Source organism: Nocardia fusca NBRC 14340 (assembly GCF_001618425.1).
Taxonomy (GTDB): Bacteria; Actinomycetota; Actinomycetes; order Mycobacteriales; family Mycobacteriaceae; genus Nocardia; species Nocardia fusca.
In genome coordinates this window covers 23,786-42,987 of record NZ_BDCU01000019.1, presented here as the reverse complement: position 1 = coordinate 42,987, position 19,202 = coordinate 23,786, and the positions used below count along the sequence as shown (strand labels likewise).

18 protein-coding genes are annotated in these 19,202 nt (G+C 70.3%); 8 read left to right on the top strand and 10 right to left on the bottom strand.

Annotated elements, in window-relative coordinates; all coding sequences use genetic code 11:
- Positions 1 to 489: 489 nt before the first annotated feature.
- The gene (locus NF4_RS12240) at positions 490 to 3,402 is read left to right on the top strand and encodes a helix-turn-helix transcriptional regulator (RefSeq protein ID WP_198165317.1); all 2,913 of its coding nucleotides are present in this window, start codon (positions 490 to 492) and stop codon (positions 3,400 to 3,402) included.
- Positions 3,403 to 3,441: 39 nt separating this feature from the next.
- On the opposite strand, the gene NF4_RS12235 is transcribed toward NF4_RS12240, so the two are convergent.
- The gene (locus NF4_RS12235; RefSeq protein WP_063127450.1) at positions 3,442 to 4,620 is read right to left on the bottom strand and encodes a winged helix DNA-binding domain-containing protein; all 1,179 of its coding nucleotides are present in this window, start codon (positions 4,618 to 4,620) and stop codon (positions 3,442 to 3,444) included.
- A gap of 89 nt (positions 4,621 to 4,709) precedes the next feature.
- Here NF4_RS12235 and NF4_RS12230 point away from each other — a divergent pair, with 89 nt between their 5' ends.
- The gene (locus tag NF4_RS12230) at positions 4,710 to 5,681 is read left to right on the top strand and encodes an alpha/beta hydrolase family protein (RefSeq protein WP_232330430.1); all 972 of its coding nucleotides are present in this window, start codon (positions 4,710 to 4,712) and stop codon (positions 5,679 to 5,681) included.
- Between the two features lie 14 nt (positions 5,682 to 5,695).
- On the opposite strand, the gene hisH is transcribed toward NF4_RS12230, so the two are convergent.
- The 7 genes from hisH to NF4_RS12195 form a co-directional block, all read right to left on the bottom strand.
- Positions 5,696 to 6,328 (bottom strand): imidazole glycerol phosphate synthase subunit HisH, encoded by a 633-nt coding sequence (gene hisH / locus NF4_RS12225; protein ID WP_063127448.1) that lies wholly within the window; start codon positions 6,326 to 6,328, stop codon positions 5,696 to 5,698.
- Between the two features lie 132 nt (positions 6,329 to 6,460).
- Entirely contained in the window at positions 6,461 to 7,093 is a 633-nt protein-coding gene (hisB, locus tag NF4_RS12220; RefSeq protein ID WP_063127497.1) for an imidazoleglycerol-phosphate dehydratase HisB, read from the bottom strand.
- A 20-nt stretch (positions 7,094 to 7,113) separates the two neighbouring features.
- Complete coding sequence (locus NF4_RS12215; RefSeq protein ID WP_063127447.1) at positions 7,114 to 8,271, bottom strand: histidinol-phosphate transaminase; 1,158 nt, start codon at positions 8,269 to 8,271, stop codon at positions 7,114 to 7,116.
- Positions 8,268 to 9,605, bottom strand: coding sequence for a histidinol dehydrogenase (gene hisD, locus NF4_RS12210; RefSeq protein WP_063127446.1), 1,338 nt, complete (start codon positions 9,603 to 9,605; stop codon positions 8,268 to 8,270). The genes NF4_RS12215 and hisD overlap by 4 nt, the downstream gene beginning before the upstream one ends.
- Positions 9,606 to 9,702: 97 nt before the next feature.
- Positions 9,703 to 10,149 (bottom strand): hypothetical protein, encoded by a 447-nt coding sequence (locus tag NF4_RS12205; RefSeq protein WP_157120240.1) that lies wholly within the window; start codon positions 10,147 to 10,149, stop codon positions 9,703 to 9,705.
- A 21-nt stretch (positions 10,150 to 10,170) separates the two neighbouring features.
- On the bottom strand, positions 10,171 to 10,773 hold the full coding sequence (locus NF4_RS12200) for a maleylpyruvate isomerase family mycothiol-dependent enzyme (protein ID WP_232330429.1): 603 nt from the start codon (positions 10,771 to 10,773) through the stop codon (positions 10,171 to 10,173).
- A 51-nt stretch (positions 10,774 to 10,824) separates the two neighbouring features.
- Complete coding sequence (locus NF4_RS12195) at positions 10,825 to 12,399, bottom strand: serine/threonine-protein kinase (protein WP_063127444.1); 1,575 nt, start codon at positions 12,397 to 12,399, stop codon at positions 10,825 to 10,827.
- A gap of 289 nt (positions 12,400 to 12,688) precedes the next feature.
- On the opposite strand from NF4_RS12195, the gene priA reads away from it, so the two are divergent.
- From priA to hisI, 4 genes are read left to right on the top strand one after another with little or no spacing between them, the layout of a single operon-like run.
- On the top strand, positions 12,689 to 13,420 hold the full coding sequence (priA, locus tag NF4_RS12190) for a bifunctional 1-(5-phosphoribosyl)-5-((5-phosphoribosylamino)methylideneamino)imidazole-4-carboxamide isomerase/phosphoribosylanthranilate isomerase PriA (RefSeq protein WP_063127443.1): 732 nt from the start codon (positions 12,689 to 12,691) through the stop codon (positions 13,418 to 13,420).
- Positions 13,421 to 13,445: 25 nt separating this feature from the next.
- Positions 13,446 to 14,315, top strand: a complete 870-nt coding sequence (locus tag NF4_RS12185; protein WP_084533074.1) for an inositol monophosphatase family protein — start codon at positions 13,446 to 13,448, stop codon at positions 14,313 to 14,315.
- Entirely contained in the window at positions 14,312 to 15,085 is a 774-nt protein-coding gene (hisF, locus tag NF4_RS12180; protein WP_063127495.1) for an imidazole glycerol phosphate synthase subunit HisF, read from the top strand. Before NF4_RS12185 ends, hisF begins: the two co-directional genes overlap by 4 nt.
- A complete protein-coding gene (gene hisI, locus NF4_RS12175) occupies positions 15,085 to 15,435 on the top strand; it encodes a phosphoribosyl-AMP cyclohydrolase (RefSeq protein WP_063127442.1) in 351 nt (116 codons plus the stop codon). Before hisF ends, hisI begins: the two co-directional genes overlap by 1 nt.
- A 9-nt stretch (positions 15,436 to 15,444) precedes the next feature.
- On the opposite strand, the gene NF4_RS12170 is transcribed toward hisI, so the two are convergent.
- Both NF4_RS12170 and NF4_RS12165 read right to left on the bottom strand, forming a co-directional pair.
- On the bottom strand, positions 15,445 to 15,933 hold the full coding sequence (locus tag NF4_RS12170; protein ID WP_063127441.1) for a MarR family winged helix-turn-helix transcriptional regulator: 489 nt from the start codon (positions 15,931 to 15,933) through the stop codon (positions 15,445 to 15,447).
- Positions 15,934 to 16,077: 144 nt separating this feature from the next.
- Entirely contained in the window at positions 16,078 to 16,542 is a 465-nt protein-coding gene (locus NF4_RS12165; protein WP_063127440.1) for a peroxiredoxin, read from the bottom strand.
- A gap of 78 nt (positions 16,543 to 16,620) precedes the next feature.
- Between NF4_RS12165 and NF4_RS12160 the strand changes: the two genes are divergently transcribed.
- Together NF4_RS12160 and NF4_RS12155 are read left to right on the top strand one after the other, a co-directional pair.
- Positions 16,621 to 18,219, top strand: coding sequence for an anthranilate synthase component I (locus NF4_RS12160; RefSeq protein ID WP_063127439.1), 1,599 nt, complete (start codon positions 16,621 to 16,623; stop codon positions 18,217 to 18,219).
- The gene (locus tag NF4_RS12155) at positions 18,216 to 19,127 is read left to right on the top strand and encodes a TIGR02234 family membrane protein (protein ID WP_063814563.1); all 912 of its coding nucleotides are present in this window, start codon (positions 18,216 to 18,218) and stop codon (positions 19,125 to 19,127) included. The genes NF4_RS12160 and NF4_RS12155 overlap by 4 nt, the downstream gene beginning before the upstream one ends.
- The last annotated feature ends 75 nt before the right edge of the window (positions 19,128 to 19,202 follow it).

Below are 19,202 nucleotides of genomic sequence, written 5' to 3'. Positions count from 1 at the left end.
CTCCTCGATACGCAGGTGCATGGGGTGCATATCGATCGCGAGCCGTCCGGCCATCGTGAGGGCGCGTTCGACCGCGCGGGCCTGCGGGCTGCCGGGCGAGAACACCCGCTCGTACCGGCCGCGTACCGCGTCGACGAGTTCGGTGTGCGGGATCGCGTATGGCGGAACGGTCACCACCGGGACCGATAGCCGGGGATGCCTGGCGGGCGGGTTCACTGCGCGTGCGTCCAATCTCTGCTCCGGCGCGTCGCCGTCTGCCACGAATTTCGTGCCGGCGCCGCTGCCGCCCCCAGGATCACCGATATCGCGGGCCCGCGAACAGTAGGGAGATCCCTACATTCGCGCACCGCCGGCGAGAAACTCGGCGCGACAGAAGGACTCGGGCTGGCTACCATCCTCGGCCAAGGCCCGGAGAGATCGGCGAACCGGGCCGCTGGGCCCGGAGGTAGTGGAGCGGTGATTTCACCGGGACGAGACGGTCGGTCCCTGGTGGGCAGAACGGTGGAACTGCAGGCGATTCAGGCGGCGTTGCTCGCCACCCGGCAGGGCGCCGACGGTGCGATCCTGGTCACCGGTGAACCGGGTATCGGTAAGACCCGGCTGTTGCGGGAGGCCGCCGACCGGGCCGCGGCGCTGGGGTTCCAGATAATGCACGGGGGTGGCACCGAACTCGAGCACGCGATCCCCTACGCCGCCGTGATCGACGCCCTCGACGAGCCGCTGAGCGCACTGCGCCGCGCCGATCTCAGCGCCCTCGGCCGCGACAGCCTGGCCGAACTCGGCCGGCTGCTGCCCTCGCTGGCGGCGTGGGCAACGCCCTTGGCCACCACCCTGCAGATCGAGCGCCATCGCTGCCATCACGCCGTTCGATCGGTACTTCATCGGCTCGCGGCACGGCGGCCGGTGCTGCTGGTGCTCGACGACGTGCAATGGGCGGACCACGCCTCCGTCGAAGTGGTCGTGCACCTGTTGCGGCACGGGTCGCCCCGGCTGATGCTGCTGCTGGCCCATCGCCGCCCGTCGCTTCCCGATATCGCGTCCGCGGCCCTGTACCGTGCCGCCTACGACCGCACCCTCACCGTGCTGGAACTCGAGGCACTGTCGCTGGGCGAGACCGCCGAACTGGTCCACGACGAAGCTCTCGACGCCGGCGAACTGACGCAATTGCACACCCAATGCGGCGGTAATCCCTTCTATCTCCAGGAACTCGCCCGTGTCTGGCGGCGATCGGCGACCGCGGTGGCCGGCGATGCCGGCGCCGGCCACGCCGAGATTCCCGCCGCCATCCGGGCGGCACTGGCGCAGGAGGTCCGCGCTCTGTCTCCCGACGCCCGTCGGCTGTTGCACGCCGCGGCCGTCGCCGGTAGCTCCGTCGAATGGGATCTCGCTGTCGAGATCAGCGAACTGACCACAGTGCAGGCGCGTCGCGCGACCAACGAAGTAGTGGATACCGGCATCGTGCACGGGTCGGCGACACCGGGCCGGCTGGTGTTCCGGCATCCCATCGTCCGCCTCGCCGTCTACGAGGCCGCGGGCTACGGATGGCGGACCCAAGCGCATCGCCGCGCGGCGACCGCGCTGGCACGGCGCGGTGCGGGTCTGTCGATCCGCGCTCACCACTGGGAGTTCTGTGGCACGGTCGGCGACGAACAGGTGATCACCCTGCTCACCGAGGCGGGCGTGGCGGCGGCCCCCCGGGCACCGGTTGCCGCGGCGCGCTGGTTCCGGGCGGCCCTGCGGCTGCTGAGCGACGACGCACCGGCCGGACATCGGCTCTCACTATCCCTTTCGCTCGCCGACGCGTTGAACGCGACCGGTCGCCTCGGCGAATGCAGCGAGGTGTTGCGGCACGCGCTGGACCTCATTCCCGCCGAGGCCGTCACCGACCGCGCCGGTGTGCTGACCCGGATCGCGCTGACCGAGCAGGGGCTCGGCAACGCCGCCGAAGGCGGGCGGTTGCTGACCGCGGCATTGGCACTGACCCCACCGGGGGGTCTCGCCGCGGGCGCGCTCCGGCTCGAGCTGGCGAAGAACCATCTGATGATGCGGCACTGGGACGAAGCGGCCCGCGTGGCCCGGGAGGTGCGCCACAGCGCGCAGGACTGCGCGGACCGGCGGTTGTATCTGGCCGCGACCGCTGCCGGTGCCTACATGGGCACTCTGCAATACGGGGACTCGCTCGTGCACGCGTCGGCGCACCTCGACGAGTCCACCTCGGCGCTGGACGCGCTCACCGACACCGAGGTCGCACCCGACCTGCTGGACGGGCTCACCCATGTGGTGTACGCCGAGGTATCGCTGGAGCGGTTCGCGTCCGCGGCCGCGCACGCGGCGCGCGGTATCCGGCTCTCGCGGAATACCGGTCACGGTAGGCATCTGGTGGAACTGCAGCATCTGCACGCACTCGCCTTTCTCATGCAGGGCCGGTTGGAAGCCGGGCTCGCGACCGCCGCGAGCGCCGTGGAAAGCGCGCTGCTGCTCGGCAACTCGCCGATGGTGGCATTGACCGAGGCGACACGCTGCTGGCTGCTGATGCTGCTGGGCCGGGTCTCCGATTCTCTCGCTTCCGGGGCGCTGGCCGTCCGGGTGAACGCACAGGCGCCGAACGCGCTGTTCGCCTGGCACGCTCCGCTGGTGCACGGCGCCGCGCTCATCGAAGCCGGCCGCTACCGCCACGGCCGCCGGGAACTGCTCGCCGTCGCCGGGGGACACGAGCAGCTGCCGATGTTTCCGACCACGATGCCCTACTTCTACCGTTACCTCGTCGACGGCGAACTCGCCCTCGGGCGTGTCGAGGCCGCCGAACAGACCACGCGCCAGGTCGAGAGCATCGCCGATGCGATGCCGATGTTGTCCATGCGCTCCGGTGACGCCAAATACTGCCGGGCCAGAGTCCAGCTGACCTGTGGCGACAGCGCTGCCCGCGTCACCGCCGAGCAGTCCGTCGCCGCCTACCAGGCGGCCGGAACTCTCGTGGAGGTCGCTCGCGCGCGGCTGCTGCTCGGGCACACGCTGGCCGGCGACGATGCCCCCGCCGCCGAGCGGGCGTTCGACAGCGCGTTGAGCACCGCGGAGCTCTGCGGGGCGGCCCGGCTGGCCGAACAGGCCCGCCTGGGCCTGCACCGGGTGGGCGGGCGCCGGTCGTCGAGGCGCAGCGACCGGCCCCGGGCGACCACGGACCGGCTCGGCGACCTGACCGAACGACAGAGCGAGATCGTGGCCCGCGTGGTGCTCGGGCGGACCAACCGGCAGATCTCGGAAGAACTCCATGTCAGCGAGAAAACCGTGGAGGCTCATCTCACCCGGCTGTACACCAGGCTCGGAGTCTCGTCCCGGACCGAACTCGCCGCCGTGGCCAGCGACAGCTGGTCTTCCGTCGCCGGCGGCCCACCACCTGTATGAAGCGGTTCGAGGCAGCTCGTTTTCTCGGATTCGGGGTGTTCAGGCCGTCAGTTCCCGCTCCAACGGTGTACGGAAACGCGGGATCGGGCGCAACTCACCGAACCAGCCGGCGGCACGCTCGGCCTCGGCCGCCACCAGGGCCGCACCGTCGGCGCCGATATCCTCCAGGAGCCGCGTCACGATCTCGCCGTCCGTGCGCTGGGCCCAGCCGCCCACGATCCGGCCGTCGTACCAGATGGTCGGCCCGATATTGCCGTTGCGGTCGAAGAGCCGGGGCTGATGCCCACCCAGATACCAGGCGCGCGACTGCCAGCCCATCGGAGTCGGGTCCAGTGCGGGCAGCAGCGCGGCCCACGGTGGTGGATCGGCCACCGGTTCGAGGTCGTCGGCCAGGAGTACGCCTGTGCCGGCGTCCAACTCGACCTCCACGATGTCCAGCCCCGCCAACGCCTTGCGTACCTGCCCCAGCGTCCACCCGGTCCACCATTTGATATCGCCGATCGGCGCCGGGCCGAACGCGCGCAACCAGGCCCGGACCAGATCGGTACGGGCTTCGTCGATTCCGGTTTCGGCAAGCGGTCCGGACAGCCAGGACTCCACCGGTGCCCAAGAGTACTGGCTGCTCGACCAGGTGCCGTTCGGCCGGGTCCGCACGATCCGGCCCTCGGTCCCGAGCAGTACCAGCACCCAGCTGGTGATACTCGTCGGCCGTGAATACGCCTTCTCCGGTGCGGTATTGATCTGCGTACGCAGTTCGGGGACGTCCTTGCTCAGCTGGGCCCCGGTCGCGCTGCCCCGGGCCAGCAGTGCCCGGTGGGTGCGATCGGCGACATCGGCGAGCCAGCCCGCCGCGTCGCCCTCGCCGATGCCCGCCTGTTCCAGGTACCGCGCATAGGTTCGGCGCTGTTTGACCGCCAGATCGGTACCGCAGGAGGCATGCAGCACGGGTACCAGCTCGACCGGTGCGACGAACATGGTGCGCCGCATGGCCAGCATGCGCACCAGCGACCGGTCCTCGTACAGGGCCCGCTCCACCTGCGCGGGGCCGAGGTCGTGACCGCGTGCCGCCACGGACAGGTGCACGGTGGCCGGGTCGGTGGCGTGCAGCACCACCAGCGACCGCACGATCTCGGCCGGGCCGGTGCCGCGGTGCGCGCCGGCGAGCCTGTGCCGGACGCCGATCCGGGCCCGGCGCTGCGCGGTGCTGATCGAATACATGGCCCGGATGCTAGCGGCGAGATCCGACATCCCGGCCGGTCGCGGCGCGGTTCCTGCGAATGTGTGCCGCGCCGTGGAATATTCGAAGGATGAGCAGACGCGTGATGAGCTTCCTGGCCGGGGTGCTGTTGGCGTCGGCCGCGGCGCTGCCGGCCGCCGCGCCCGCCGGCGCGACCCAGGCGTGCTCGGTCCAGACCCGGCCGGTCTCGATACCGGTCGACGGCGAGCAGGCCACCGGCCTGCTCTACGAACCGCACGGCTGCGCGGTCGGGAATGCGCTGATCGTCGCGGCGCACGGACACAAGGGGTCGTCCGCCCAGTACGCCGAGTACGTCACCGCGATCGCCGCGCGGACCGGGACCCCGGTCCTGTCCATGGATATGCGGGGCAGCGCTCAGTGGCGTACGGGGGAGTGGAACCTGTGGGCCGGATGGCGGGACCTGGTCGCCGCGACCCAGTGGTACAAGGGCGCCCATCCCGGCGTCGCGCGGACCATCCTGTGGGGCTGGAGCCAGGGCGCGATGACCTCCGGCCTGGCCGCCGCCTACGGCCCGGCCGGGTTGTTCGACTACTGGGTCGATACGTTCGGCCCTTCCGATCTGTTCGCCCACTGGTCGGGTCCGGCCGCGGACTACCCGGCGCTGCAGGCGCAGATCCAGCGGGACGCGGGTGGTTGCGTTCCCGTCGTCTGCCCGCTCGCCTATGCCGACCGGTCGCCGGCCCTGCAGGCCGGGCGGATGGGGATCCGGCACGCCTTCCTCGTCCACGGCACCGCCGACGAGGTGGTGCCGTTCTCGGCCAGCACCCAGATGCGGGCCGCGCTCATGCTCGCGGGCAAACCCAGCACGCTGTACTCGATCGTGAGCGGGCGCACCGTGAACGGAACGGTCGAACCGGGCCGCCACAATGTCGGCCCGGCCCTCTTCGAGGCGGGTTGTGTGGTGGAGCGGCTCGCGCTCGGGACCGAACCACTCGACGGTAACCGCGACTACGTGGTCGATGTCGCCCGCGGCATCGTGGCCGCGCCCCCGCCGCCACCGAACGCCAAATGCGCCGCCTAGCGTTCGGCTGCGGATCAGAGCGATTTCACCCAGTTGGACAGGAGCTGCGCCCCCGCGTCACCGGACTTCTCCGGGTGGAACTGCGTCGCCGAGAGCGCGCCGTTCTCCACCGCGGCCAGGAACCGGCCGGTGCCGTATTCGCACCAGGTCAGTCCGGGGGCGGCGAGGTGGTCGCTGGGCGGCAGCTCCCAGCTGCGCGCGGCGTAGGTGTGTACGAAATAGAAGCGGGTGGTGGGGTCCATACCCGCGAAGAGCACGCTGTCGGCCGGCGCGGTGACGGTGTTCCAGCCCATATGCGGCAGCACCGGCGCGTCCAATTTGTCGACGGTGCCGGGCCATTCCCCGCACCCCTCGGTCTCCACGCCGAACTCGACACCGCGGTCGAACAGGATCTGCATCCCCACACAGATACCCAGTACCGGCCGCCCACCGGCCAGGCGTTGCCCGATGATCCGCTCCCCGCGCACCTCGCGCAGACCGGCCATACAGGCGGCGAAGGCACCGACGCCGGGGACCACCAGGCCGTCGGCGGCGAGCGCGGCCTCGGGGTCGGCGGTGACCTCCACCCGCGCGCCGGCGCGCACCAGCGCCCGCTCGGCCGAATGCAGATTCCCGGACCCGTAATCCAACAAAACCACCGACGTCATAGCACTTCCTTCAGAAGTCCTACATACGGCCCGCGGAGCCCGGAGCGAAGGCGGAGAGATCGCATCATGGCACTTCCTTCAGAGGTTCGGCATACGGTCCGCGGAGTCCGGAGCGAAGGCGGAGGGATCGCATCAGAGCGCTCCCTTCGTCGAGGGCACACCTTGGACGCGGGGATCGGGTTCCACGGCGGCGCGCAGCGCCCGGGCCACCGCCTTGTACTCGGCCTCGGTCACATGGTGCTGGTCGCGCCCGTAGAGCACCCGGACGTGCAACGCGATCCGGGCATTGAGGGCGATCGATTCGAAGACGTGCCGGTTGAGCACCGTCGAATACGGTGCCCCGGGGTCGTTGCGGCCGCGGACCGGTGCGCCGGGGATGACGGCGTGCAGCAGGTGATCGGGTTCGCCGGTGTGCACACAGTAGGGCCGGCCCGAGACGTCCACGGCGGCGTGCGCCAGGGTCTCGTCCATCGGGATGTAGGCGTCGCCGAACCGGCGGATGCCCTTCTTGTCGCCGAGCGCCTGCCCGAGGGCCTGCCCGAAGACGATCGCGGTGTCCTCGACGGTGTGGTGCGCCTCGATCTCGATATCCCCGTCGGCTCGCACGGTCAGATCGAAACTGGCGTGGGTGCCGAGCGCGGTGAGCATATGGTCGTAGAACGGGACCCCGGTGGCGATATCGGTTTTGCCGGTGCCGTCCAGGTTCAGTTCCACCACGATGCCGGATTCCTTGGTGGTGCGCTCCACCCGCGCGGTTCGGTTCATACTCACTTCCGTCTCGGTGCTCAGCTGTGCGCTGTCGGTTCGGTGGCGGCCAGTTTCGCGCTGACCCGCAGGAATTCGTCGTTCTCCGCGGCCAGCCCGATGGTGGCGCGCAGATAACCGCCGATCCCGACATCGCGGATGAGCACACCTTCGTCCAGGTAGTGCTGCCAGGCGCGCGCGGCATCCACGAACTTCCCGAACAGCAGGAAGTTGGCGTCACTGGGGACGACCTCATACCCCATCCCGGTCAGTGCCCGGGCGACCCGGTCGCGTTGCGCGGCCAGTTCGGCGACACTCGCCAGCGTCTCGTCGGCATGCCGCAGCGCGGCCCGCGCCGCGGCCTGGGTGACCACCGAGAGGTGATAGGGCAACCGCACCAGCAGCAGCGCGTCGATGACCGCGGGGGCGGCGACGAGATAGCCGAGGCGACCGCCGGCGAAGGCGAACGCCTTGCTCATCGTCCGGCTGACCACGAGTTTGGCGGGGTATCGGTCGATCAGGCCGACGGCGCTGGGCGCCGCCGAGAATTCCGCGTAGGCCTCGTCCACGATCACGATTCCGGGTGCGGCGTCGAGTATCCGGGCCAGATCCGCGGGTGCGATGCTGTGCCCGGTGGGGTTGTTCGGGCTGGTCACGAAGACCACGTCGGGCTGCCGTTCGGCGATGGCGGCGAGGGCGGCGTCGATATCGATCGCGAAATCGGCGCCCCGCTCGGCCTCGACCCATTCGGTATCGATGCCCTCGGAGATGATCGGGTGCATCGAATACGAGGGCACGAAACCCAGTGCCCGCCGGCCGGGCCCGCCGAACGCCTGCAGCAGCTGCTGCAGGATCTCGTTGGACCCGTTGGCCGCCCACACATTGGCCGCGTCCACGGCGACGCCGGTCTGCCGGGTGAGGTAGGCGGCGAGATCGGCGCGCAGGGCCACCGCGTCGCGATCCGGATAGCGGTGCAGGTCGGCGGCGGCGGCCCGGACCGCCTCGGCCACATCGTCGATCAGCGCGCGGCTCGGCGGATGCGGGTTCTCGTTGGTGTTGAGCTGCACCGGCACGCTGAGTTGCGGTGCGCCGTAGGGGGATTTGCCGCGCAGGTTCTCCCGCAGCGGGAGCGCGTCGAGACCGATGGCGGATCCGGGAATCGCGGTCGCGGTGGTCGCCGCGGCGTCGGGTGCGGTCACGACAGCGCCTCGAAACGCGCGCGGACGGCCTGCCCGTGGGCGGGCAGGTCCTCGGCATCGGCCAGCGCGACCACATGTCCGGCCACATCTTTCAGGGCCGTCTCGCTGTACTCCACCACGTGGATTCCGCGCAGGAAGGTCTGCACGCTGAGCCCGGAGGAATGCCGGGCGCACCCGGCGGTGGGCAGGACGTGATTGGATCCGGCGCAGTAGTCGCCGAGACTGACCGGGGCGTAGGGGCCGACGAAGATCGCGCCCGCGCTGCGTACCCGGGCGGCCACGGCCGCGGCGTCGGCGGTCTGGATCTCGAGGTGTTCGGCGGCGTAGGCGTTGACCACCCGCAGGCCCTGCTCGATATCGTCGACCAGCACGGTGCCCGATTGCGTCCCGGTCAGCGCGGTGGTGACCCGCTCGGCGTGTTTCACCACCGTCAGCTGCGCGGTCAGCGCCGCGTCCACCGCGTCGGCCAGTTCGGGGCTGTCGGTGACCAGCACACTGGCGGCGAGCACATCGTGTTCGGCCTGGCTGATCAGGTCGGCGGCCACGTGTACCGGATCGGCGGTGGCGTCGGCCAGCACGGCGATCTCGGTCGGACCGGCCTCGGCGTCGATCCCGACCAGGCCGCGGCAGAGCCGTTTGGCGGCGGTCACGTAGATATTGCCGGGACCGGTGATCAGGTCGACCGGCAGCAGATCGGCGCCGTCGGTATCGGTGCCTCCGTAGGACAGCAGCGCCACCGCCTGTGCCCCGCCGACCGCCCATACCTCCTCGACTCCCAGCAGCCGGGCGGCGGCCAGGATGGTGGGGTGCGGAAGCCCCTCGAACTGTTGTTGCGGCGGCGAGGCCACCACCAGTGATTCCACCCCGGCGGCCTGGGCCGGGACCACGTTCATCACGACGCTGGACGGGTAGACGGCGTTACCGCCGGGCACGTACAGCCCGACCCGCTCCACCGGAACCCAGCGCTCGGTCACGGTGCCACCCGGCACCACCTCGGTGGTGGTGTCGGTGCGCCGCTGATCGGCGTGCACCGCGCGGGTGCGGTCGATCGCGACCTCGAGCGCGGCGCGTACCGCGGGATCGAGTTCGTCCAGGGCCGCGGCGAGCCGCTGCGCCGGGACACGGACGGAGTCCGGGGTGACACCGTCGAATTTCGCGCCGAATTCCAGCGCCGCGGCCGCGCCGCGGTCGCGGATGGCCTCGACCACGGGCCGCACCTGATGCAGTACCGAGTCCACATCGACACCACCGCGCGGCAGCGCGGTGCGCAGTTGCGCGGTCGTGGGAGTGCGACCGCGCAGATCCACGCGGGCGAGCTCGATACGGGATGTCATGGTGGTTTCGATCCTTGTCTCCGGCCTGGCTACATCAGCACAAGGTGCCGTTCCAGCCTAACGGGCCGCTACCACCGAATATCCGCGTGGTCGGTGATCAGGAGATGCGTGTGTAGGTGAAATCGAGCCAGTGTTCCCAGCTGCGCGGGTCCAATTCGGAGTCCGAGCGCTCCCAGGTGGCGCGGAATGTGGTACTCGTCTCGTCCAGGTTCCCGGTGAACCGCTGCGAATGGCCGGGTGCATCGCGCCACACCCGCCACAGGGGTCCGTCGAAGGAACCCTGGTAGACGCGGTGCTCGCCGAACTGGTCGTAGTGCAGGATGACGAGGCGCTCCTGGTACAGATCGTCGGCGCCGACGAGCCACGTCCAGCTGACCCCGGGATCCGGGACCGTGTAGCGGACCGTCAGGAACCGTGCGTCGGGCATCCACCCGATCGCCGTATGCCCGGTGATATCGGGGTGCAGACTCGTGGTCGTTTTCCACTCACCGACCATCCTGGCCATCGCGGCCAGCGCCGACTCGGTCATCTGCGCGTCTCCCATCGGTGGAGCGAACTCGGATGTTCAGCTGCAGCGGCGACGCAGTTCCGGGACCCCTTCGCCCTCGAGTTCGTCGAGGACCACCGGACGGCCCACCATTGCCAACGCTAGCGCCTCCGCCCGTCCCCGTACCGGAGGACCGGACCCTTTGACCCAGTCGAAATCTGTCGCGGCGAACTGCAACCCCTTCGTATACCGCCACGGGCGGGCGAACGGGTCGGGGCGGTCGAGTACGGCGCGCAACCGGTCGGCGGGGATCTCGCGGGTCCGGCCCAGCGGGCGGCGGATGTCCTGCTGGTGGACGAACAGGTCGGCGAGACCGAGCCGGGGCCACCAGCGCGATACCGATCCCGGGGCCGCGGCGAACTCCGCCAGCAGTTGCGCCGGTGTGCGCTGGGTCCCGATGGCGGCCATGGCGTTGTTGACTCCATCGATGGAGAAGCGATTGCGCATCGTGATCCGGGCGTACTCGGCGAGGGAGATGCTGTCGTAACGCAGATGCCCCACCAGTTCCCGCACCCGCCAGCCGGTGCACAGGGTCGGCGCATCCCACTCCGCCTCGGACAGCTCCCGCAGCAGGGCGGTCATCTCGGCGCGCTCGTCGGCGAGCATCCCCCGAATATCCATGTCGCACACCATAACCCGGCCGGTCTCCGGTGTCCCGGAGCCGACCGGCGGTCAGCGGGTATCGCTGTCGATCAGCAGACTGCCGCCGGAGCTGATGATCCGCAGGGTCGGCGTACGGGTCTGGCCGCCGTAACTCAGGTTGTTCACCCGCATATCCACCGAACCGTCGGGGTTGTTGCCCTTGTATGCCTCGATCCGGCTGAAATTCTGCACGGTGCGGGTCGACCAGTACTGCTGGAACTCCTGCTGGCTGCCGTATACCTGCTGGGCGGCGGGGGTCAGCAGCGACCAGGACCCGGCGGGATCCAGATAGAACTGCTCGATCAGCTGTCCGGCCTGCACCCATTCGACCGAACCGGTGCTGGCCGTGGAACCGACCGTGGGATTGCTGGCGGCCGGGGTATCGGGCGAGTTCGAAACGGTGGCGCTGGTCGTGGTGTCCGCCTGCGCCGAACCGCTGTCACCGGAATCGGAGGAGTTGAAGAACAGCACCCCGCCGACGACCGCGGCCCCGGCGATACCGCCGATGACCACCGCGCGTTTGACTCCGCCGTTACCGCCCGATTTCCGCGCCACCGGCTGGGTGCTCGTGGGCGGGTGGTTCGCCGGCCGGCGCGGCGGCCGCGACTCCTGCTCGTCGCGTCCCGCCGACCGTGGTTCCGGCCGGCGCCGCGGCCGGGGGTCTTCGGCCGGACCGCCGTAGCGGCCGGGAGCCGGCGATTCCATCGTGCTGACCGCGGCGCCGCCGTGCCCGTTGCCGCCGTGGCCGTTGCGGTCGAAGGCTTCGCGCGCCGGTACGAAACCGCCGTGCTCGGCCGCCGCGTTCTCGAACCCGGCGAACCGGGTCAGCGCTTCCCGGGCCTCGCGCATGGTCGGCCGGTCCCGTGGATCCGAGCTGAGCAGATCCAGCACGAAATCGGTAGCGGGACCCGCGTTCTGCGGTTCGCTCACCTGGCCGTTGGCCGCCGCGTAGAGCACCTTGAGCGGATTACCGGATCCGAACGGCGGCTCGCCCTCCAGCGCGTGGAAGAGCGTGGCGCCGAGGGCGAAGACGTCCGCGGCCGGTGTCGGATCGGCGCCGCGCGCCACCTCCGGGGCGAGATACGCGGCGGTCCCGCAGATCAGGCCGGTTTCGGTGAGCGTCACATCGCCGGTGGCCCGGGAAATACCGAAATCGGTGATCTTCACCGTGCCGTGATCGTCGAGCAGCACATTGCCCGGTTTCACATCGCGGTGCACGATGCCGGCCTGATGCGCCGCGATGAGCGCCGAGGCCACCTGTTCGCCGATCCGGGCGACCTGCGGTAGCGGTAGCGGCCCCTGCGCCGACAGCACCTGCGCCAGGCTGCGGGATTTCATGTACTCCATCACCAGGCACGGATCGCCGCCGTGCTCGGTGATGTCGAAGACCACGATGGCGTTCGGATGCTGGAACCGGGCCGCGTTGCGGGCCTCCCGGGTCGCTCGCTGCCGGAGCACATCGCGCTCCGCGGGCGGCAGACTGGGTTTGATGTGGATCTGCTTGATCGCCACCGACCGTTGCAGACGCTCGTCGACGGCACGCCAGACCACGCCTGTGCCGCCGCTACCAATCTGCTCGACCAGGCGGTAGTGATCCGCGATCAACTGACCGGTATCGATGGCGCCTACTCCGAACCTTCTCGAAATCGTGACATGCCGCGTTCTTGACCACTCACGCGTTCGGGACGAGTGTAGCGGGCACCTCGACCGCCCCAGTGGGTGATGTCACCTTAGCGGGCGGCCGGTCGCGTGAGTGCGCCGGCCGGAGGGTGCGCGTGTTCGTCCGCCGGTGCGGCGGGCGAACACCGGGCTAACCGGTCCGCCACCCCTCGGGTCCGGTTGTGCGTGGACTGCGGATGGGTCCTGCCCGGCCTTACCTACTAGGCTGTTCCGAGTGAGTCTTGTGCTGCTGCCCGCTGTCGATGTCGCCAATGGAGAGGCCGTCCGCCTGGTACAGGGCGCGGCGGGCAGCGAAACCAGTTACGGTTCGCCCCGCGACGCGGCCCTGGCGTGGCAGGAGGACGGCGCCGAATGGGTCCATCTGGTCGATCTGGACGCCGCGTTCGGCCGTGGCTCCAACCGTGAACTGCTCGCCCGGGTCGTCGGCGAACTCGATGTCGCCGTCGAACTGTCCGGCGGGATCCGCGACGACGAATCGCTGAAGGCCGCGATGGCCACCGGTTGCGCCCGGGTCAACCTCGGCACCGCCGCCCTCGAGGACCCGCAGTGGTGCGCGCGGGCGATCGCGGAGTACGGCGAGCGGGTCGCGGTCGGGCTGGATGTGCAGAAGGTCGACGGGGAGTACCGGCTGCGCGGGCGCGGCTGGGTCAGCGACGGCGGTGACCTGTGGGAGGTGCTCGAACGCCTGGAACGCGACGGCTGCTCCCGGTACGTCGTCACCGATGTCACCAAGGACGGGACCCTCACCGGACCGAATCTGGACCTGCTGCGCGAGGTGTGCATGGCCACCGACGCACCGGTGATCGCCTCCGGCGGGGTGTCGGCGCTGGCCGACCTCACCGCGATCGCCGACCTGGTGCCCGACGGCGTGGAGGGAGCGATCGTGGGCAAAGCCCTGTACGCGGGCCGGTTCACCCTCCCCGAGGCGCTGGCCGCCGTCCGTTGAGCCGCGACGATCGGGGGCCGAGACGATGACGGGAACAGACAGCGAACTGGCCACTCTGCTGGCCACCGCCGCCGAAATCCTCGACGGGGTGAGCGGCCGTTTCCTGGAGGGCCGGGGCGCGCCCAGTGCGGTGGCCAAGGGGTCGCGGGATTTCGCGACCGAACTGGATTTGGAACTCGAACGCACCATTTCCGCCCAGCTCGTCGACCGGACCGGGATCGAGGTGCACGGCGAGGAGTTCGGCGGGCCCGCGCTCACGAGCGGTACCGCCTGGGTGCTGGATCCCATCGACGGCACCTTCAACTATTCGAACGGGCACCCGCTCACCGGCACCCTGCTGGCGCTGGTCCGCGACGGGGAGCCGGTACTGGGCCTGGCGTGGTTTCCGCCGCTGGGCCGCCGGTACGCGGCGGTCGCGGGCGGCCCGCTGCTGCTCGACGGTAAGCCGCAGCCGCCGCTGGCCCCCGCCGTGCTCGACGAGGCGATGATCGGGTTCGGGGCCTTCAACATCGAATCCACCGGGCGGGTCCCGGGCCTGTTCCGGCATCGGGTCCTCGGCACGTTGAGTGCGCTGTCCTCGCGGGTGCGGATGCACGGGTCCACCGGTATCGACCTGGCCTTCACGGCCGAGGGCACGCTGGGCGGAGCGATCGTCTTCGGGCATCACCCGTGGGACAACGCGGCCGGTGCGCTCATGGTGCGGTGCGCGGGCGGCGTGGTCACCGACCTCGAGGGCGTGGACTGGACCATCGAATCCGGTTCGGTGCTGGCGGCCGCGCCGGGTGTACACGCCGAACTGCTGGATATGATCGCCGCGACCCGGGGCAGCGGGTACACCTCCGTCTCCGACCGGGTGGATACGGCCGGCCCGCGCGGCGAGGAGGAGAACCCATAATGCTTGCTACTCGGGTGATTCCTTGCCTGGACGTCGATTCCGGGCGTGTGGTCAAGGGCGTGAACTTCCAGAACCTGCGGGATGCCGGTGACCCGGTGGAACTGGCGGCGTCCTACGACGCCCAGGGCGCCGACGAACTCACCTTTCTCGACGTCACCGCCTCCAGCGGCGACCGCGGCACCATGCTCGACGTGGTGACCCGCACCGCCGAGCAGATCTTCATCCCGCTCACCGTCGGCGGCGGGGTCCGCACCGTCGAGGATGTGGACCGGCTGCTGCGCGCGGGAGCCGACAAGGTCTCGGTGAACACCGCCGCCATCGCGCGACCCGAGGTGCTGCACGAGATGTCGCAGCGATTCGGGTCGCAGTGCATCGTGCTGTCGGTGGACGCCCGGACCGTGCCCGACGGGGAGCCGGCCACCCCTTCGGGCTGGGAGGTCACCACGCACGGCGGGCGCCGCGGCACCGGAATCGACGCGGTCGAATGGGCCATCCGCGGCGCCGAACTCGGGGTGGGGGAGATCCTGCTCAATTCGATGGACGCCGACGGCACCAAGGCCGGCTTCGATCTGCGGATGATCGGTGCGGTGCGGGCCGCGGTCTCGATCCCGGTCATCGCCTCCGGTGGCGCGGGTGCGGTGGAACATTTCGCCCCGGCCGTGCAGGCCGGCGCGGACGCCGTCCTGGCCGCGAGCGTATTCCACTTCGGCGATCTGACCATCCCGCAGGTCAAGGACGCCATGCGGGCGGCGGACCTGGTGGTGCGGTGATGGACCAGATCCTCGATCCGGCGATCGCCGCCCGGCTCAAACGCAACGAGGCCGGGCTGGTGGCCGCTGTCGCGCAGGAACGCGCCACCGGCGATGTGCTGATGATGGCCTGGATGGACGACGAGGCGCTGGCGCGCACCCTGGCCACCCGCCGGGCCACCTACTATTCGCGGTCTCGGCAGCAGTACTGGGTGAAGGGTGAGACCTCCGGGCACACCCAGTACGTGCACGAGGTGCGGCTGGATTGTGACGGCGACACCGTACTGCTGATCGTCGACCAGGAGGGCGCGGCCTGCCATACCGGTACCCATACGTGCTTCGACACCGATGTACTGCTGGGCGGAGCGTAGGCCGACGGGTCAGCGCCGCGAATCCGAGGCCGGCCGACCGGACCGTCCCAGTACCGTCCCCAGATGGGTGGTGAGGGTTTCGCCCAGATCGGCCAGGGCCGCGATCTGCTCGGCGTCCAGGCCCTCGAACACCAACCGGCGCACCACGTCCATATAGCCGGGCGCTGTTTCCACCACCTTCTGCTGGCCCTCGTCGGTGAGCAGGGCCAGTACACCGCGCCGCCCGGTGGCCGCCGTGCGGGTCGCCCACCCCATCCGCTCGAGCTTGGACACCACATGCGACAGCCTGGATAGCGATGAGTTAGCTCTTTGCGCGAGTTCGCTCATCTGCAGCCGCCGGTCCGGCGCCTCCGAGAGCAGGGTGAGCACCCAGTACTCGAAATGAGTGACACCGGATTCTCGCTGCAGGTCGGTGTCCAGAGCCCCCGGCAGGCGGTTCAACAGTGCGACCACCGCGCGCCAGGCGCGTGCTTCGACCGGGTTCAGCCAATCCGTCACTTGTCCGCCTTCTCTCCACCCCGGCGACGATTGCGGCAGTGGTCGCTCGGCTATGGAGAGTTTGCCACGACTTCGCTCGGTCGTGTGGCATCTCGGAAACGAAGGTGAGTTCATTCACAGGGCCCGCGCGGGCCCCGCGGCGGATCAGGCGGCGGTGCGGCCGCGGAGGAACTCCAGCGCCTTGTCGGCGTGCACATTCGCGCGCAGTTCACTGCTGATCACGGTCAGGATCCGGCGGTCGGTACCGATCACGAAGGTATTGCGCTTCACCGGCATCAGCTTGCCCAGCAGGCCGCGTTTGACTCCGTATTCCTCGGCGACCGTGCCGTCGGCGTCGGAGAGCAGCGGGTATTCCAGCCGCTGCGAGCCCGCGAACCCGGCCTGCACATCCACAGCGTCGGCGCTGATCCCGGCGCAACCGGCGCCGAGTGCGGCGAATTCGGCGGTGAGATCGCGGAAATGGCAGGCCTCGGCGGTGCACACCGGGGTGTTCGCGGCGGGGTAGAAGAACAGGACGAGTGGCCCGTCGGCCAGCAGGGAGTCCAGGGAGCGGGGCGTGCCGCTCTGATCCGGGAGTTCGAACGAGGGCGCGAGCGAGCCGATCTTCATACCCGGACAGTACCTGTGACGGTGGGTCGCGCGGGGTGCGTCGTGACGCCTCCGAGCGGAACTGGAATGATAGGGCAAATGCACGGCGCGCCCACTCCCGCGACTACCTCCCGCGAACGATTCCTCGAACTCGCCGCCGAACACCGGGTCGTTCCCGTGACCCGGAAGGTGCTGGCGGATTCGGAGACTCCACTGTCGGCCTACCGCAAACTGGCCGGTGACCGCGCGGGCACCTTCCTGTTCGAATCCGCGGAGAACGGCCGATCGTGGTCGCGCTGGTCGTTCATCGGCGCGGGTAGCCCGTCCGCGCTCACCGTCGTGGACGGCGCCGCCACCTGGCTCGGCACCACTCCGGCGGGTGCGCCCTCGGGCGGCGATCCGCTCGATGCGCTGCACGAGACCCTGGAACTGCTACGCACCGAACGGCTGCCCGGTCTGCCGCCACTCACCGGCGGCATGGTCGGTTACCTCGGCTACGACGCGGTGCGCCGGATGGAACGGCTGCCCGAGCACGCGCTCGATGATCTGCGGCTGCCGGAGATGGTGCTGCTGCTGGCCACGGACCTGGCCGCGTTCGATCATCACGAGGGCGCGATCACCCTGATCGCCAATGCGGTGAACTGGAACGGCACCTCCGAGAACGTCGATGCGGCCTACGACGACGCCGTCGCCCGGCTGGACCGGATGACCGCCGCGCTCGGGGCGCCCGCCCCCTCCACGGTCTCGGTGTTCGATCAGCCCGAACCGCAGTTCCGGCGGGCCCGTACCCCGAACGAGTTCGGTGCCGGCGTGCGTCGCCTGGTCTCCGAGATCGAGGCCGGTGAGGCGTTCCAGGTGGTGTTGTCGCAGCGCTTCGAGATGGACTACGGCGGCGCGCCGCTCGATCTGTATCGGATGCTGCGCGCGGCCAACCCGAGCCCCTATATGTTCCTGCTGCACATACCGGACGGGGACGGCAACACCGCGTTCTCCATCGTCGGATCCAGCCCGGAGGCGCTGGTGGCGGTGCAGGACGGGGTCGCGACTACGCATCCGATCGCGGGGACCCGGTGGCGCGGCGCCACCGAGGAGGACGATCTGCTGCTCGAGAAGGGCCTGCTGGCCGACGAGAAGGAGAACGCCGAACATCTCATGCTGGTCGATCTCGGCCGCAACGATCTCGGCCGGGTATGTGTCCCGGGGACGGTACGCGTCACCGAATACCGGCACGTCGAGCGGTACAGCCATGTGATGCACCTGGTCTCCACGGTCACCGGGCGGCTCGCTCCGGGCAAGATCGCCCTGGACGCGGTGCGGGCGTGTTTCCCGGCGGGCACGCTCTCCGGGGCGCCCAAGGTCCGCGCGATGCAGTTGATCGAAGAACTCGAGCCCACCCGGCGCGGAGTGTACGGCGGGGTGGTCGGCTACCTCGATTTCGCCGGCGACGCCGATACCGCGATCGCCATCCGTACCGCTCTGCTCAAGGACGGTATCGCCTACGTGCAGGCCGGCGCCGGTGTGGTGGCCGACTCCGAGGCCGAATACGAGGACACCGAATCCCGTAACAAGGCGATGGCCGTACTGCGCGCGGTCGCCGCCGCCGAAACGGTGCGTGCCTTCGACGAGGGCACCGACGCCGACCCGCGCCGGGACGGGGATCGCGCATCCGCCGCCTCGGTGCCCGGCGGCGGCCTATGACGGCGCCCGGCGACCCGGCCGCCGGCCCCGGTCCCGACGACACCCGTGGTGCCGCCCCGGGCGGTTCCGATTCCGGTGCGACCCGGCCGGGGTCCCTCGACTGGGGCGACGAGGAACTGCCCGCCGCCGAGTCGGCCGCACCCGCCCCCGGTAGCCGGTACCCGGTGCCCGCGATCGGGTTGCTCGCCGTGGCCGCGGCCGCGCTGTGGGGGTCCTCGCGACTGACCTGGGTCACCGTCACCTCGGCGGACGGGCTCACCGAACCGCGCACCGACGAATTGAACGGTGGCGTCTGGTTCGGCGCGCTGACACCGCTGGCGCTGGTGCTGTTGGCCGCGATCGCCGCCGTCCTGGCGACCCGCGGGTGGGTGCGCCGCCTGGTGGGGGTCCTGGTGGCGTTGATCGCCGCGGTGACCGCCGTTCCGGCGCTGGCGCTGCTCACCGGGTCCGGGGCCACCGAGCAGCGGGCGGCGGCGCTGGCCGAACTGCCCGGCCGGGCGCAGGTACAGGAGTTGGTGACGACACCGGGCGCCGCCGTGCTCGCGCTGGCGGGGGCGGTGGCGGCGTTCGGCGCCGGACTGCTACTGGCCCGGATGCCGGTCGGTGCGAAACAGCTCTCCGGCAAATACGACGCCCCCGCCACCCGCAAGGCCGCCGCGACGCGGGCTGTCCAGGAGGGTACGGCGGGCGGGCCGCTGCCGGAACGGGTGCTGTGGGATGCCCTCGATGCCGGTGCCGACCCGACCGAACCCGCGGGTATGGAACCGGCGGCGCCGGGCGACACACCGGACACGCCCGATACCCATTCGGAGGCACCGGGAAACATTTCCGGCGCACCCGCCGAGGGCGAGAACCGGCCGGGTACGGCCGGAAAAGCGGATTCGAAGGAATCCGGCGACGCCCCTTAGCAGGTCGGCCGGGGCGGGGTGATCGGCCCCCGGCGTCACGGCGCCGCGCGCTTCCATTTACTCTTGTTCAGCATC